This is a genomic window from Winogradskyella aurantia, assembly GCF_002266855.1.
GTDB lineage: Bacteria > Bacteroidota > Bacteroidia > Flavobacteriales > Flavobacteriaceae > Winogradskyella > Winogradskyella aurantia.
Window position 1 is genome coordinate 43603 of the sequence record NZ_NGJN01000005.1, and the last position, 17490, is coordinate 61092.

At 38.0% G+C, this 17490-nt stretch carries 13 protein-coding genes; 7 read left to right on the forward strand and 6 right to left on the reverse strand.

The window, feature by feature from the left end; all coding sequences use genetic code 11:
* Positions 1-410: 410 nt before the first annotated feature.
* Both CA834_RS09890 and CA834_RS09895 read right to left on the reverse strand, forming a co-directional pair.
* Positions 411-2750: a hypothetical protein gene (locus CA834_RS09890; protein WP_094968545.1), complete on the reverse strand. Its 2340-nt coding sequence runs from the start codon at positions 2748-2750 to the stop codon at positions 411-413.
* 76 nt (positions 2751-2826) lie between these two features.
* Positions 2827-4062, reverse strand: a complete 1236-nt coding sequence (locus tag CA834_RS09895; RefSeq protein ID WP_094968546.1) for a hypothetical protein — start codon at positions 4060-4062, stop codon at positions 2827-2829.
* 951 nt (positions 4063-5013) lie between these two features.
* Between CA834_RS09895 and prfA the strand changes: the two genes are divergently transcribed.
* Genes prfA through CA834_RS09910 form a run of 3 tightly spaced genes read left to right on the forward strand, consistent with a single transcriptional unit; the run spans position 5014 to position 7782 of the window.
* Positions 5014-6090 carry a peptide chain release factor 1 gene (prfA, locus tag CA834_RS09900; RefSeq protein ID WP_094968547.1) on the forward strand — a complete coding sequence of 359 codons (1077 nt, stop codon included), beginning with the start codon at positions 5014-5016 and terminating at the stop codon, positions 6088-6090.
* 26 nt (positions 6091-6116) lie between these two features.
* Positions 6117-6932 (forward strand): orotidine-5'-phosphate decarboxylase, encoded by an 816-nt coding sequence (gene pyrF, locus CA834_RS09905; protein WP_094968548.1) that lies wholly within the window; start codon positions 6117-6119, stop codon positions 6930-6932.
* A 58-nt stretch (positions 6933-6990) separates the two neighbouring features.
* Complete coding sequence (locus tag CA834_RS09910; protein WP_094968549.1) at positions 6991-7782, forward strand: ABC transporter substrate-binding protein; 792 nt, start codon at positions 6991-6993, stop codon at positions 7780-7782.
* Between the two features lie 274 nt (positions 7783-8056).
* Here CA834_RS09910 and CA834_RS09915 read toward each other — a convergent pair whose 3' ends face one another.
* Positions 8057-8767 (reverse strand): DUF4197 domain-containing protein, encoded by a 711-nt coding sequence (locus CA834_RS09915; protein WP_094968550.1) that lies wholly within the window; start codon positions 8765-8767, stop codon positions 8057-8059.
* 183 nt (positions 8768-8950) lie between these two features.
* Here CA834_RS09915 and CA834_RS09920 point away from each other — a divergent pair, with 183 nt between their 5' ends.
* Both CA834_RS09920 and CA834_RS09925 read left to right on the forward strand, forming a co-directional pair.
* Entirely contained in the window at positions 8951-12394 is a 3444-nt protein-coding gene (locus tag CA834_RS09920; RefSeq protein ID WP_094968551.1) for a methylmalonyl-CoA mutase family protein, read from the forward strand.
* Between the two features lie 146 nt (positions 12395-12540).
* Entirely contained in the window at positions 12541-13158 is a 618-nt protein-coding gene (locus CA834_RS09925; protein WP_094968552.1) for a DEAD/DEAH box helicase, read from the forward strand.
* A gap of 11 nt (positions 13159-13169) precedes the next feature.
* On the opposite strand, the gene CA834_RS09930 is transcribed toward CA834_RS09925, so the two are convergent.
* Positions 13170-13565 (reverse strand): hypothetical protein, encoded by a 396-nt coding sequence (locus CA834_RS09930; protein WP_094968553.1) that lies wholly within the window; start codon positions 13563-13565, stop codon positions 13170-13172.
* 117 nt (positions 13566-13682) lie between these two features.
* On the opposite strand from CA834_RS09930, the gene CA834_RS09935 reads away from it, so the two are divergent.
* Positions 13683-14123 (forward strand): Lrp/AsnC family transcriptional regulator, encoded by a 441-nt coding sequence (locus CA834_RS09935; protein WP_094968773.1) that lies wholly within the window; start codon positions 13683-13685, stop codon positions 14121-14123.
* 5 nt (positions 14124-14128) lie between these two features.
* Here CA834_RS09935 and CA834_RS09940 read toward each other — a convergent pair whose 3' ends face one another.
* The gene (locus CA834_RS09940; protein WP_094968554.1) at positions 14129-15724 is read right to left on the reverse strand and encodes an amidohydrolase family protein; all 1596 of its coding nucleotides are present in this window, start codon (positions 15722-15724) and stop codon (positions 14129-14131) included.
* A gap of 102 nt (positions 15725-15826) precedes the next feature.
* On the reverse strand, positions 15827-16801 hold the full coding sequence (locus tag CA834_RS09945; RefSeq protein ID WP_094968555.1) for a YpdA family putative bacillithiol disulfide reductase: 975 nt from the start codon (positions 16799-16801) through the stop codon (positions 15827-15829).
* A 53-nt stretch (positions 16802-16854) separates the two neighbouring features.
* Between CA834_RS09945 and CA834_RS09950 the strand changes: the two genes are divergently transcribed.
* The gene (locus CA834_RS09950; protein WP_094968556.1) at positions 16855-17451 is read left to right on the forward strand and encodes a DUF1684 domain-containing protein; all 597 of its coding nucleotides are present in this window, start codon (positions 16855-16857) and stop codon (positions 17449-17451) included.
* Positions 17452-17490 lie beyond the last annotated feature (39 nt).

Here is a 17490-nt window from a genome sequence, read left to right on the forward strand (position 1 = left end):
TTAGTGACCTCGCTATTAGAAAATTAAGGAGTAGAGCTAACAACTTTGGCTAATAAGCGGTTTTCCTTCCTTTTTAGTTTTGCCTATGAGGCTGATTGTAATGCTATGTAGAAATTTCTAACGGTAAGTAACTTTTAACCATATCATTAATAAAAGAAGTATTGAAGGCTCGAGCCTATGTTGGCTAAATAATTTTAATACCGCTACAGCAGAGTAAAAAAATAAATACAACTCCGCTATATTTTAAACTTTTTACGATAATTAGGGAAGCTCGTCCATAAATACGATTACATCATGTAGCATAAGCTCAATTTAAATGTCAACAAGTGAAAAAAGACGTATAAAAAAAGCCGTTCCTGTAAAGAACGGCTTTTACAATTAGTGTTATACTAATTTATCTAAAGTCAAAATTAATTTTGCGTTACATTAGAGATATTTGAATTACCAATCTGTGAAACAGTGCTCATTTGATTAAGACCTGTCTGTAATACATTACTTGTGTTAAGATTTCCTGTTTGAAGAACTGAACTCATAGATCCAAAACTAGATGGGCCTAACAATAACCCTTGATCTGTATTAGCCGTGTTGTTATTTCCAGTTTGTAACACATCAGACATGTTGTTATCACCAAATTGGTAAGATGTAACAAAGTTATCATCACCTGTGGTACGGCCTGCGGTCATGTTATCATTACCTACTTGCCAGAAGTCATAAGTATTGTTATCTCCAATGATATTTACTCCTTCTCCTGGTAAGAAATCATCACCAGCGTTGTTTCTGTCTCCCCACTGATCCCATAGAACAGAGTTATCATCGCCTGTGACATCAATTAAAGAACTATTATCATTACCAGAAGCTGAGGTTTGACCTTGTCTCATTGTAATATCATTGCTATCACCTAATACTTCGGTGACATTATTGTTTCCATCACCTAATTGACGAACAAAAGAAATGTTATCATTACCGTTAATTCGGTTTACAATGCGGTTATCTACACCATTTTGATTTGCAGTTGATGTGTTACTATCACCTGTCTGACGGATAAATGCATCATTTTCAGATCCGTTTTGTATCGTTTCTACGGTATTATCATCCCCAATTTGTCTTTGCTCAGATTCATTATTGCCACCAAAAGTCTGGATATTTTGCTGAGTTGATGCATCATTTCCGTCACCTTCCTGATACTGAATACTAGAGTTTACATCTTCTTCTTGGTTAGTAAAAGCAGTGTTTCCGTCTCCTAGTTGATCTTGGTCTACAGTACCACCTCTTGATTCCCAGATGGTAGTACCTTGCTGAGATGTTGCTGTATTGCCATCACCTGTTTGGTCTTGATTTAAGGTATTATCAGTACCGTCTTGTTGTCCATTAGCAGTGTTACCATCACCTGTGGTGCGGCCTGCCATATCGTTGTTATCACCAACTTGATTGTAGTCATAGGTATTGCCATCACCAATAATGTTTATACCTTCACCTGGTAAGAAATCATCAGCGGCGTTATTAAAGAAGCCTTCCTGATTCCAATCCACATCATTACCATCGCCAGTAACATCAATTAATGCGCTGTTGTCTTCACCAGCTGTATCATTAAATACATCGTTGTTGTCTCCTAGGACTTCCGTAACGTTATTGTTTCTTACACCGTTTTGAATGACTTCAGTACGGTTATCATCGCCATTGATTCTGTTTACAATGCGGTTATCTATACCATCCTGAAACGTAAAAGATTCGTTTAAGTCTCCAGTTTGGCGGACGTTAGACTCGTTTAAATTACCAAATTGTTGTAGAACCATATCGTTATCATCTCCAATTTGACGACCAAATGCATCGTTATCATCCCCATTTTGATTAATGACCATTAAGTTGTCATCGCCTATAATATTGGCACCATCGCCAGGTAAGAAATCGTCACCAGCATTGTTGCGGTTACCATTTTGATTGAAATCTACAAGGTTGTCGTCCCCATCAACGTCAACCAGCGCGCTGTTATCGTCACCACTTTGAGTCACATAGGCTTGGTTTGCATTTCCCGTAAATTCAGTAACATTGTTGTTACGGTCACCTATTTGACTAAGAAATGTGAGGTTACCGTCACCAAACGCTCTTGTTCTTGCTCTGTTGTTATTGCCGTCTTGAGTAACCTCAGAGTCATTCCCATTTCCATTCTGTGTCAATTTAGAGTCGTTTAAATCTCCATTCTGTAATACACCAGTTTCAGAATTATTACCTGCATCGTTGTCGTTACCGATTTGGTCAACCTCAGAGTAGTTGTCATCGCCATATTGCTCGGTCTTTTGGCTGTTACGATCTCCGTCTTGTACAACATAGGATTCGTTACGCTCAGCAACTAATGCAGGGAGATCCCACTGCTGAACAACAGAACGGTTGGTATTACCATCTTGGGTAACCTCACTTTTGTTCTCACGACCAAGTCTTGAGGTGCCACCAGCGCTATTGATTTGGCCTTGGCTAACTCGAGAATTGTTGTTGTTTCCCCCTAATTGGGTTACGGTACTCATGTTCATCTCATTGACTTGACCTACTTTAGATCTGTTGTTTCGCCCTGTTGAAGTCACCGTACTAACATTTAAGTCTCCACGTTGTTTAACTTCAGAATTGTTAACTTCTCCGGTTTGAGTAACTGTTGAGGTATTCGTTGTTCCTTCTTGTTGCACATCACTTGTGTTTTCTTGGGCAAACATTAAAGCCCCACACATCAGTGCTGCTGCACATATATATAATTTTTTCATATTAAATTATTTTTAGATAATAGAAAATTTCATAGCCTTAAAATCATATTTTAAGGCTATGAAAAGTCTTTATTTATTAGTTGTTAGACTGTGTAACTGTAGAAATATTAGTTGTACCAACTTGCAATACAGTACTCATATGATAAGTTCCAGTTTGTGTAACTGTACTGGTGTGACCAGTTCCATATTGTGTCACATTACTCCTATTAAAATCTCCATTTTGTAAAATTGTACTAAAAGACCCTGAACTCATGGGAGCCCCTATTGCGTCTTGGTAACCTTGGCGAACATCATTGATGTTTCCATTACCGTTACTATCAATATCAGAATTATTACCATCACCAAATTGTTCAACATCAGAGGAGTTATCATCACCTATCTGAAGCACGGAAGAAAGGTTTCCGTCAGCACCAAACTGTCTTACCTCAATTCTGTTGTCATTTCCTTCTTGATAATTATCACTACTATTACCTGAACTCAGTTGTCTGCTTCTGGCATAATTGTCATTTCCATTTTGGAAATTTTGACTAAAATTAAAATTTCCTCTTTGAATACTCTTAGCCGTGTTGTCATTTCCGTCTTGAGAGTTGTTAGAATAGTTGTCATTAGCACCTGACGCTAAAGAACTGGTTTGGTCTATATCTGCAACGTTGCCATCTCCAAATGATTCGTTAATAGCAGCATTACTATTACCTTCTTGAGTGGTGGTTGACTCATTATTATCACCTTCTTGTTCGGTGGTTGCATAATTATCTATACCCCCGTCAGGTGCAACATTGAAGCCGTCTTGTGTAATGGAAGCGGTATTACCATCACCACTCTGATCTATATCAGCAACATTTAAGTCACCTTTTTGATAAATGTCTCCTGTATTGTTATCACCTACTTGGTCAATAAACGCTTCGTTGCCAAGAACAAATCCATTCTGAGCTCGTTGCCATACATCCGCAGAGTTATCATTTCCTTCTTGTAAGACGTAAGCTTTATTTTTCTGCCTTCTTTGAAAAAGCCCTAATGTATTGCCATCTCCAATTTGGTCTAATTCTAATACACTTTTTTGACGTTGTCTTGCATAAGGAGCATCAGAAGTTTGAAGCTTCGAGTTTTCTAGTATATTACCATTTCCTTCTTGATTGACTGTTGCTAAATTAGCATTAACCTCTTGTTTAAGGTTACTTAAGTTACTTTGTCCAACCTGATTTATTGTAGCGTCATGATTACTTCCTGTCTGATTGACAGTACTTTCGTTGTTTTGTGCGAACATTACTGCGCCACACATGAGTGCTGCTGCACTTAAATACATTTTTTTCATGTTAAAAAAATTTGAATTAATTAATAGTATTATTTATGTTAATAGCATACCACAGTAAGCAAAAAGGTTACATGTAGAATGGGGCTTAATTGTGTGCTATTAATCAAGGGGGGAAATAGTGTAAGATGTACTATCTTACTGACATAAATATAATTCTTTTCAAGAAAGTCACCTATGTAATTCGCTGAAGTGCAAATAATTCAGTTAAACCATTTTAAAGGGCTAAAAATATCGACGAATATTTTACTATTTCGAAGTAAACTGTTGAAAAAATTATCATATTATCAAAATAAAGCTCTTCGTTATAGCACTTATTGTGAATTTAATAATAGCAAGGTTTCGTATTTAGATGAATTCACTTAATGATAAATCTTGGTAGCACCACAGTTAATGCCACAAATAAAATACCTAGATAACCACTTACCGGTATAATCATTGTTGTAGGAATTATTCCCGGTGATATTATTATGGGTTATAAGGAAAATGTAAAGGAGAAAATGAGTTTCGGTATTGCTCAACGCCATATAAAATCTCAGTTGCCTCATAGTTTTATATAAAGCCTTTTATAATGGCGATAAAGGAGCACGTAAGAATACTATCGAGAATAAAAAGTACCGTAAAAAACTTAAAATTAGAGACACCACTTATGCGATAATACTGCAGACGCTTTCTTACGCTACGATCCCTAAGCATGATCCACAATAGAAAAACCAAAAATAGCTTAGTGCATAGGGCCAGGATTAGTTCCGGGTTGATAACGGTAATGGCCAAGGTCAACAGGAAGGACCAAAGCGCGAGGGGTTTATAATAGTTTAGTATAGCAGTGACTTGCTTTCGCATATATAGGATAACGCTAAAGTCACCAAAAATATTTTTGTAGTGTTAGCCCTGAAACAAAAATTTTTAATCCATAAAATATCGTATTTTTGATGTTCAATTTTCAGAAGATCGATGGTAGAGAAATTACAGATAGTTGAGCAACGGTTTGATGAGGTTAATGACCTTATTATTCAACCTGATATTATTGCAGATCAGAAGCGTTATATAAAACTAAATAAAGAGTATAAAGATCTTAAACAGATCATAGATAAAGGGGTTGTCTACAAAGAACTTTTAGCCAATATACAAGAGGCCGAAGAGATTATTTCAGATGGTTCAGATGATGAAATGGTTGAAATGGCTAAGATGCAATTGGAAGAGGCCAAAGAAGCCTTGCCAAAGATTGAGGATGAGATACGCTTTTTATTGATTCCCAAGGACCCAGACGATGCTAAGAATGTTGTCGTGGAAGTTCGGGCGGGTACTGGTGGCGATGAGGCCAGTATATTCGCAGGGGATTTGTTTAGAATGTACTCCAAGTATTGCAGTGATAAAGGATGGAGTGTTGATGTGGTAAGCATGAACGAAGGGACCTCGGGAGGCTTTAAGGAAATTATTTTTGAAGTAACTGGTGAGGATGTTTATGGTACCTTAAAGTTTGAAGCTGGGGTACACCGCGTGCAACGTGTGCCACAGACTGAAACCCAAGGGCGTGTGCATACCAGTGCGGCAACGGTCATGGTCTTGCCTGAGGCTGAAGACATCGATTTTGAGCTCGATATGAGCGAAGTGCGCATAGAACGCACCACATCCACAGGACCGGGAGGCCAATCTGTAAATACAACCTATTCTGCCATTAAATTACACCATGAGCCTACAGGAATGATTGTAAGTTGTCAAGATCAGAAATCCTCACATAAAAATTTGGAAAAGGCGATCAAGGTGTTGCGTTCGCGCTTGTACGATTTAGAATTGGAAAAGCAGCGTGCGGCAGATTCAGAAAAACGCAAAAGTATGGTTAGCTCTGGTGATAGAAGTGCAAAGATTAGAACCTATAACTATCCTCAAGGCCGCGTAACTGATCATAGAATCGGTTTAACACTTTATGATTTGTCTAATATTATTAATGGGGATATTCAAAAAATAATTGACGAATTAATGTTAGCGGAAAACACTGAGCTGTTAAAAGCTAGTGACGATGTATTATAAGCTCAAGTAATGAGGGATAGGTATTTATGACAACAGATTACTTAATAGCACAAATCCATAAGAAAAAATCCTTTCTCTGCATTGGCCTGGATGTCGATTTAAATAAAATCCCAAAGCATTTATTAGAAACGGACGATCCTATTTTTGCCTTCAACAAAGCCATCATCGATGCCACACATCACTTATGTGTAGCTTATAAGCCAAATACGGCATTTTACGAGGCATATGGATTAAAAGGTTGGCAAGCCCTTGAAAAAACAATTCACTACCTCAATACCAACCATCCAGAAATTTATACCATAGCAGATGCCAAGCGCGGTGATATTGGTAATACTAGTACCATGTACGCCAAGGCCTTCTTTGAAGATTTGGGTTTCGATAGTGTAACCGTAGCGCCTTACATGGGAAAGGACTCGGTAGAGCCTTTTTTGGCCTTTGAAAATAAGCATACCATTTTGTTGGCGCTTACCTCTAATGCAGGGGCCTTCGATTTTCAGACCAAAAGTGTGGATGGCGTAGAGCTTTATAAACAAGTTTTGGAAACCTCAAAATCTTGGAAGAATTCAGAAAACCTCATGTATGTTGTAGGTGCAACCAAAGCCGAATACTTGGCAGATATACGTCAAATCATACCAGATAGTTTCTTGTTAGTGCCCGGTGTAGGAGCTCAAGGTGGCAATTTGCAAGAGGTTTGTAAATACGGAATGAATGATTCGGTTGGCTTGTTAATTAATTCGTCTCGAGGGATTATTTACGCATCCCAACAAAAGGATTTTGCGCAAGCTGCAGCAAACAAAGCAGCAGAGCTCCAGCAACAAATGCAAGCTGTTCTGTCAAAATAGAAATTGGCTAGTTTGTGTTTTTTGAATTTTTTCCCCTGTTTTTTATTAGCACTTTACTATGATAGTTAAAGACCAATTACAGCGATCTGTTCAACTCCAAGGCGTTCCAAAACGTATTGTCTCCTTGGTGCCATCACAAACCGAATTGTTAGTCGATTTAGGCTTGGAGACTTCTATCGTCGGTGTGACTAAATTTTGCGTTCACCCCTCACATCTTAGAAATAAAAAAACAGTTGTCGGCGGTACAAAGTCCGTTAAATTGGAACGTATCCAAGCCTTGAACCCAGATATCATTCTTTGTAACAAGGAGGAAAACACTAAGGACATGATTCGTCAATTGGAAAAAATTGCCCCCGTCCATGTCAGTGATATATACACGATGATAGATGCACTAGAATTAATAGCGTTATATGCTGCTATTTTTTCTGTTGAATATGAGGCTAAGAGCTTATTAGATAACATCTTAAATGAAGATGACAAGTTTAAAAACTGGCTGAGAAAGGAAGGCAGAACAAAAAAGGTAGCCTATTTTATATGGAAAAATCCTTTTATGGTAGCGGGGTCAAATACATTTATCAACAGTATGCTTTACGAAGCCGGATTTGAAAATGTTTTTGCTGAATATGAGCGCTATCCAGAAATTGAACTTCAGGATAAGGTGCTGAAAAACGCTGACTGTATTTTTCTCTCTAGTGAACCGTTTCCGTTCAAAACAGAAGATATAGAATTCATAAAAGAGAAGTTTCCGACCAAGGAGGTAAAAATTGTTGACGGTGAATTGTTCTCTTGGTATGGCAGCCGCCTACGCCATTCGTTTGACTATTTCAAAACCTTACATCACCTAAAATAGAAAAGTCGATACGAGTGTACCGACTTTCTAATCTAACTAACTTCTGCAATCTCTTTTAAGACTTAATCTAACTGTTCTTTTGCAATACAAAGATGTTGATTTTCTGAGCATTAAATGTTATCCTAACATTAGCATTTAATTAAATGTAGTTTAATAGTTTAGCATGCTGCTAAAATCCGTATTGAATAATGTATTATGTTTTATTATTTAATTCTTTACAGACACCTTCAAGGTTTAGCAAAGCTATAAGATTTTACTTAGGAACATGCAGGTATTAATCTTGAAGCACAAAAACCTTTTTTAGTAAATCTGTCGTGCGAGAGGATACATTAGTGCGTATTTCTTTTTCCTCAACAGCAATCATTTTGTAAACCCCATCTAACGCTTCATTGGTAACATAATCCGTAAGATCGGGATTGACGTTATTGGTTAAGGGAATACTGTTGTATTTTGTAATGAGATTGGTCCATATTTGATCTGCACCAACTTTGTTAAAGGAGGCATTGATAACAGGCTTAAACTTAACATATAGCTCATTTTGGGTTTTAGAGGTCAAATACATTGTAGCCGCATTGTCTTCTCCCAAAAGGATGTTTTTGGCATCGTTAAACGTGATCTCCTTAACAGCATTTACAAAAATAGGTGTGGCTTCCTTAACAGCATCTTCGGCAGCTCTGTTAAGTACCTTTATACCTTCATCGGCTAAATTACCAAGTCCAATGCTCCGGAGGGCATCATCTACTTTTTGAAGCTCTTCTGGTAATAAAATTTTAACAAGGTCATTTTTAAAAAAGCCATCTTTTTGTGTCAGTTTAGTAACTTGTTTATCAATACCCATATTTAAAGCCTGTCTTAGGCCGGAAGCTATATCGGCATTGCTTAAAACCGGATTGGATGGTGGCAATTGGTCCACCACTTGCTGTAATTCTGCACAAGAAAAAAACAGAAACATTACGACGAAGTAAGCACAGGTCTTTTGAAGCATAATAATTTATATAAGCACCAAATATAAGTCTATTCTAAAATCTAATTAAGCTTTTTCGGACCGAAAAGAAAGACATAATTATAAATTTTAAACGTATGAAAGTCCTTATATTATTCTTAATAAAGCAGATAATTTTTTCAATATTCCGTAAATTCGCATCACTAAATTTCTATAATTTTACGAATGGAACAAGTTGCACCCTATAAGCCAAAACACAAAGTTAGAATTGTTACCGCGGCGTCCTTATTTGATGGACACGATGCTGCGATAAACATCATGCGCCGTATTATTCAGGCAACAGGTGTTGAGGTGATTCACTTAGGACATGACCGAAGTGTTGAGGAAGTCGTAAATACAGCTATCCAAGAGGACGCTAATGCCATAGCCATGACCTCTTATCAAGGGGGACATAACGAGTACTTTAAATACATGTATGATTTACTCCAGGAAAAAGGAGCTGGCCATATTAAAATCTTTGGTGGCGGCGGTGGTGTAATTCTTCCGGAAGAAATCAAAGAGCTTATGGATTATGGGATTACGAGAATCTATTCTCCAGATGATGGGCGTGAGATGGGGCTGCAAGGCATGATTAACGATTTGGTGCAACGATCAGACTATGCCATAGGCGATACTTTAAACGGAGAAGTTAATGTTCTAAGCAAAAAGAACCCCAAGGATATTGCAAGGGTAATTTCTGCCGCTGAGAATTTCCCAGAGGTCGCTAAAGAAAGTTTAGAGCTTATTGAACAGAAGAATAAGAACTCTAAAACCCCTGTGCTTGGTATTACAGGAACAGGAGGGGCTGGTAAATCTTCCCTTGTTGACGAATTAGTGCGACGATTTTTGATTGATTTTCCCGAAAAAACAATAGGACTTATTTCTGTAGACCCATCAAAACGCAAAACGGGTGGTGCCTTACTAGGCGATCGTATTAGAATGAATGCCATCAATTCGCCAAGGGTTTACATGCGCAGCTTGGCAACACGTCAATCGAATTTGGCGTTGTCAAAATATGTGAATGAAGCGATAGAGGTTTTAAAGGCAGCCGAGTTTGATTTAATCATTCTAGAAACGTCAGGTATAGGTCAGTCAGATACAGAAATCATGGAGCACAGCGATGTGGCATTATACGTCATGACACCGGAATTTGGTGCCGCAACACAGCTTGAAAAAATTGATATGCTCGATTTTGCTGATTTGGTGGCTATTAACAAATTTGATAAACGCGGTTCTTTGGATGCTTTACGCGATGTGAAGAAACAATATATGCGTAATAACAATCTTTGGGATATTCCACAAGATGAGTTGCCGGTTTATGGCACAATAGCTTCTCAGTTCAATGATCCGGGAATGAACACGCTGTACAAGGCCATTATGGATAAGTTGGTTGAAAAGGCGAATTCGCCATTGAAATCCACTTTCGAGATTTCCCATGAAATGAGTGAAAAGATCTTTGTGATTCCACCCAATAGAACACGATACTTATCAGAAATCGCCGAAAATAATCGCGCTTATGACAAGAAGGCCATCGAGCAGGTTGAAGTGGCCCAAAAGTTATACGGGATTTACAAAACTATTTGTTCCGTGGCTGGTATCTCAGTGGAAAGTGAGTCATCACATCTCAGTAAGTTTGGTTTGAAACAAGATGAGCTACTTAAACAAGTTAAGGAAGCAAGTACAAAGGAGTTTTTAGAGTTGCTCTTTAAGGAATTTGACCGTGTAAAACTAAATCTAGATCCATACAATTGGGAGGTTATTACCGGTTGGGATGAAAAAGTGAATCGCTATAAAAATCCAATCTATACGTTTAAGGTAAGAGATAAGGAAATTAAGATTAAAACGCATACTGAATCATTATCGCACACACAAATTCCTAAAGTGGCCTTACCCAAATACCAAGCTTGGGGCGACATCCTTAAATGGACCTTACAGGAAAATGTACCAGGAGAATTCCCTTATACGGCAGGGTTATATCCATTTAAGAGAACCGGTGAAGACCCCACACGTATGTTTGCGGGTGAAGGTGGTCCAGAGCGCACCAATAGGCGCTTTCATTATGTGAGTATGGGTCTACCTGCAAAACGATTATCTACCGCTTTTGATAGTGTTACCTTATATGGAAATGACCCTGACTACAGACCAGATATTTACGGTAAAATAGGTAATGCCGGTGTTTCCATATGTTGTTTAGATGATGCCAAAAAACTGTACTCAGGATTTAATTTAGCTGACCCAATGACCTCGGTTAGTATGACTATCAATGGTCCTGCTCCCATGTTGCTCGGGTTTTTTATGAACGCGGCGATAGACCAACAGTGTGAGTTGTACATCAAGGAAAACGACTTAGAAAAAGAGGTAGAAGATAAAATCAATAAAATTTACAAGAACAAAGGGGTTCCCCGTCCGAGATATAATGCCGATTTGCCTGAAGGTAACGATGGGTTAGGTTTGATGCTATTAGGTGTGACGGGTGATCAAGTTTTGCCTAAAGCTATCTATCAAGATATAAAGGCAAAAACCATTGCTCAGGTTCGAGGTACGGTACAAGCAGATATCTTAAAGGAAGACCAAGCCCAAAATACCTGTATATTTTCCACGGAATTTGCCTTGCGGTTAATGGGTGATGTACAAGCCTATTTTATAGAGAATAATGTACGCAATTTCTATTCGGTGTCTATTTCAGGGTATCATATTGCTGAAGCTGGGGCGAATCCTATCACACAATTAGCATTGACCTTATCTAATGGGTTCACTTATGTGGAGTATTATTTGAGCCGTGGTATGGACATTAACAAATTTGGACCCAATCTATCCTTTTTCTTTTCAAATGGTATAGACCCAGAATATGCCGTTATAGGTCGTGTGGCACGAAAGATTTGGTCTAAAGCTATGAAGCATAAGTATGGCGCTAACGAGAGAGCCCAAATGCTGAAGTACCATATTCAGACTTCGGGGCGCAGCCTGCATGCGCAAGAAATAGATTTTAACGACATCAGAACAACACTGCAAGCGCTGTATGCTATTTATGACAATTGTAACTCCTTACATACCAATGCCTATGATGAGGCTATTACCACACCTACAGAAGAATCTGTAAGGCGTGCTATGGCTATACAGCTAATTATCAATAAAGAGCTCGGTTTAGCTAAGAATGAAAATCCTATTCAAGGAGCGTTTATTATAGAAGAATTGACGGATTTGGTTGAGGAAGCTGTATTATTGGAATTTGATAGAATAACTGAACGTGGTGGTGTGTTGGGCGCTATGGAAACCATGTATCAGAGGTCTAAAATACAAGAAGAAAGTCTATATTATGAGACTCTAAAACACAATGGGGAATTTCCTATAATAGGTGTTAATACCTTTTTAAGCAGTAAAGGGTCTCCAACGGTTCAGCCTGCTGAAGTCATTAGGGCCACAACAGAGGAAAAGGAACTTCAAATCAAAACTCTCGAAAACCTTCACAAGGCCCATGATACGGAAGCACTATTGAAAGACCTTCAAACCAAGGCTATTACTAATCAAAATATATTTGAAGCTCTAATGGAGGTATGTAAGGTTTGTTCTTTAGGTCAAATTACAACGGCTTTGTTTGAAGTTGGAGGTCAGTATCGCAGAAATATGTAAGTAGTGAATCGTGTTTTCTGAAAAGAAAATTAAGGGATTTACCACTGGCAATGACGATTCAGGTATTGTTATTCTTAACCATAACTAGAGCTGAGGCCCAAGGTTTTAGAGCTGTTATTTTAATATGGTATTAAAACCCTAGATGTATGTCCTTCAAAAAACTAAACCCTCTATTAAAAGAAGCCTTAGACAATTTGGGTTTGGAAAGGCCTAACGCACTTCAGAAAAAAGTCTTACCCGTACTAAAAGGCGGAGCTAGTGCTTACATCATTGCTCCAAAAGAATATGGTAAAACTACAGCTCTTATTATTGCAATAGTGCATAAGTTAAAAGCTGAAGCCTTTGAAGATTCACCAAGAGCAATAGTCATTGTAAAGGACAAACAAGAAGCCTTGATATTAAAGAATGCGTTTGAAGGGTTTACAAGATCTACGGATTTAAGAGTTTACGCACTTTATGACGAATATGATATTGAAAAGCAAAAGGAGGAAGTCTATTATGGGCAAGATATTGTAATTGCAACACCATCAAGATTAAGTAAGCTCTATTTTTTAAATGGGATTCATTTGGGCCAAATTCAATTATTTGCCATTGAGGATGCCGATTATTTATCCAAAAATAATGCCAATAACCATATTTTACGGCTCTCTGAAAGCATAAAAAAATGCCAGTACATTATCATTGCAGATACTTGGAACATGCAGCTATTTAATTTTCAAAATGGATTTATGAGTAATGCCCAAGTCTTAAGCCTAAAAGGATAAGGTAATGAAGGTTAAAGCGTCATCATCCAGCTGCGCTGTAACTTCCTGAACTTTTTAAGTTCACCTCGTAGAATTGGTAGGTAGTCCCTGCCGTTACTATTAGAATTTTCCAGACGCTTACAGTTCTTGTGTAATAAATAGGTAAGTCTATCTAAGCGCTCTAGGTGTTTTTTCTTCTTGTCTGAATGACGTTCACGTTCTGCATTAATAATTTCCGGTGCCAGGTTAGTGGATTGTTGAACAATGTCACCTGAAAAATAAATGTGACTATCTTCAGTACCATCCGCATTTAAATAGCATAAATCTTGTTTGAGATAGGTAGATATGCTCCTAGAGAGCATAATAATATCTAGTGCCTTTCTATATATAGGCAAATCAGCAAATTGAGAAGGTAGGTTATAATTCATTTTTTACTAGCAAGGGTTACGAAATTACGTACTATAAAATATAATATACTTTAATATTTAAAGAAAATAGATATATTTACTTTAGAAATTATGTTTATTTACATTAAAACAATTAAAATGAGTCTTGATACCCTTAATTGGAAAATTTTAAAGCTATTACAGCAAGATGCACGAATGTCGAATGCAGAAATAGGAAGGCGCATAGGCATTAGCTCTCCTGCTGTAGCCGAGCGTATTAAAAAGCTTGAGGATGCCGAAGTTATTCAAGGTTACACTGCGTATGTGTCGCCATTTAAGGCTGGTTATCAACTTAAAGCCATAATAACCCTACGTGCCTTTATGGGAATGCTGAAGCCTTTTTTGGAGAAAGTGAAATCCTTTGATGAGGTGGTTAATTGCTATAGAATCACAGGTAATGAAAATATAGTTATGGAGGTAGTACTTAAAAACCAAAAGCATCTTGAGACTTTTATCGATAAGCTCATCACCTATGGTGAGACCAAAACCCAGATTGTGTTATCACATGTGGTCAAAGACAGTGAAATTAAACCTGCTTAAGTGCTTTACTCTTTTATCCCAGGTTGCTTCAATACCCAACCTGTTTTGTCCTTCTCTGTATCGACCATCTCCTTGACGTCTTTTAAGAGTTGTTTAGCATCATAAATAATTCCATCTTTAATGGTATACTTAACGCCACCAACTCTCACAACCTCATTGTCCTCTGTCAATTTAATAGCACCTGTGCCATAAAGTACTTTAAGATTTTCTAGAGGATTTTCTTCAACAATAACAAAGTCGGCTAGTTTACCAATTTGGACGGAGCCAATTTTATTGTCCCAGCCCAACGCTTCGGCACCATTAAGTGTAGCTGATCTAATGACTTCCAGTGGATGAAATCCTGCTTCACGCAAAAGTTCTAATTCCCGGATATAGGCAAAGCCATATAGCTGATAGATAAAACCAGAGTCTGACCCAGCAGTCACCCGACCCCCTCTATTTTTGTATTCATTTATAAAAGTCATCCAAAGCTTGAAATTCTGTTTCCATTCTATTTCTTGTTCCGTACCCCAATAATGCCAATAACTGCCATGACTAACCTTACTTGGTTCGTAGAATTTCCATAGTGATGGCAGCGTATAATCCTCATGCCATTCTGCTCGTCTAGCCCGATGCAGGTCTCTACTTGCCTCGTAAATATTGAATGTTGGATCTATGGTAAAATCTAATTCCAATAATTCATTCATAACGCCGTTCCAGTGCTCAGAATAGGGTTTGGCTGCTTGTTTCCAGAGTTTTCCAGCCTCTTCGAACCGATCTTGTTCATTTTGATAATTATAATCTAGTGGATAATCCTGAACGGTTCTGTCTTCAAATAAGGCTTCCGGTAAGCCATACCAGTGTTCCATTGAGGTTAGCCCAGCTCTAGCAGAATGTAAAACATTCCATCTTGCGACACTCAATTGGGCGTGATGACAAGCCGACCTCAATCCTAATTTCTTGTTTTCATCTAAAGCTGCTGCCATGATTTCTGGTTCTGCTCCAAAGAACTTTATACCATCGGCGCCATTTTTGGCATTGGCTCTTACCCATGCTCTTGCTGCCTCAGGTGTACTAATGGGTGTATCGTTTAAGGGATTAAAGGTTTTAGTAGTTTGCCCAAATCCTGTATAGGCGAAAATTCGAGGAGCCACAATAGAATTTTCTGCACTTCTTCGTTTTAAGTCTAATGTCCAATCAATACTGCGTCCGCTCGGCTCTCTTACTGTAGTTATGCCATGCGCCATCCATAATTTAAAAACATAGTCCCAATCCGCACCTTGAGCCACACCACCAATATGCCCGTGCATATCAATAAATCCGGGTAATAAATACATGCCTGAAGCGTCTAGTTCTTTACCTCCCGGTTTCAGTTGAGGTCTATCGCTAGCCTTAATTTCAACACCAGGATAACCAACAACTTTGATGTCTTTGATTGTATTGCTCTCAACGACTATATCAACTGGCCCTCTCGGTGGCGCACCATCACCATTTATTAAGGTCACTCCTCTAATAATAAGTTGTTCATAAGGGCCATCACCAAGACTGGTATTCTGAGCATTTAGAAAGCAGAAGGCTGTAATGAGAATTAAATAAACGAGTAGGAAGGACGTGTTTTTCATGGAATTTGAAATAGTTGATTTAAAAATACGCAATATTGATTATACCCCACCTAGAAGTTTTAATTAAAACGATATTTTAAAGGATAGATTAAAAATTAGCCTCTAAGACAATTCGGCTGAGATATGTTTTATAATTAGTTTAGCATGTATCCTTGAGTTTTCTATAAACCATTTGTGGGTTTCCATTCCGCCACAGATAACTCCGGCTAGGTAAATACCTTTCACATTGGTTTCCATAGTCTCCTCGTTGTAATGTGGTATATGTTTTTCGTCTTTGGAAAATGTAATACCGCAATCTTCTAAAAATTTAAAATTGGGTTTGTAACCGGTTAGGGCCAACACAAAATCATTCGGTTCCGTGACATCACCTTTTGGTGTACTAATGGTGATTTTATCCTTTTCTATGGCTTTTATTGTTGAATTGAAGTAGGCCTTTATACTTCCTTCTGCTATGCGATTCATTATATCTGGTCTTACCCAATACTTCACGCGTTCGCCCACATTATCGCCTCTTATTACCATGGTGACTTTACCACCTTTACGATAGATTTCCAAAGCAGCATCGACGGCAGAATTACTTGCGCCAACTACAGCAACATGCCGTAAGCTAAAAGGGTGGGCTTCCTTATAATAATGAAAGACTTTAGGGCTTTCCTCACCTGAAACATTAAGCAAATTGGGAATATCATAAAATCCCGTGGCAATAATGACTTTTTGAGTATGGTAGTGTGCCTTGTCCGTGCTGACTGAAAAACCAGATTCTTGAGGGGTAATGGTACCTACTGTTTCATATAAATTAATTTTTAAATCGTTGGAGGTTACTACTCGCCGATAATATTCTAAAGCTTCGTTTCGTGACGGTTTTGGGGTATTGCTGATAAAGGGAATACCATCAATTTCTAATTTTTCTGAAGTAGAAAAAAAAGTCATGTTCAACGGATAGTTATATAAAGCGTTGGTAAGGGCGCCCTTTTCAACCACGATATAGTTTAAATTTTCCCTCTTACAGGCCAAGGCACAAGCAATACCAATAGGACCTGCTCCAACGATAAGTACATCTGTAGCTTGTTCTTCCATCAATTTTTTATCGAAGATAAGTCGTATTTTTGATACATTAAAATTTAAGCACGATGCGTTATTTTTTTATGATTTTATTAGGGCTTTCCTTGTCATGCTCAAATTCTAAAACCCCTATTTTAGGAGAGACCGATTTCCAAAAAAGATTGAATGCTGAATTTAAAGATGCCTCTGTCTCTCCATTAAAAGCCAAAGATTTAAAAGCCTTCAAAGGTCTCGATTTCTTTCCTTTTGACTCTACTTTTGTGGTTGAGGCCGAACTAAAGCGCACACCAGACTCGGAATGGTTCAGCATGAAGACCACAACGGATCGTATTTCTAAGGAGCGCGTTTTTGGAATATTAAGTTTTAAATTAAAAGGACAACCGTATCAGCTTAAGGTGTATCAAGGCGAGGAAAATATGAATACTGAAGGCCTTGAGGATTATCTTTTTTTACCCTTTTTAGATGATACCAACGGCGAAAGTACTTATGGGGGTGGACGTTATGTCGATTTGAGAATACCAGATAGCGAAACCATATTGATTGATTTTAATACGGCCTACAATCCTTATTGTGTCTACAACGAAAAATTCTCTTGCCCTATAGTGCCACGTTCCAATTATTTAGATATAGAAGTAACCGCTGGTGTAAAGGCTTTTAAAAAATAGAGGATTTGCAAGGTTAAGAAAAACCTATAGCGCTCGCAG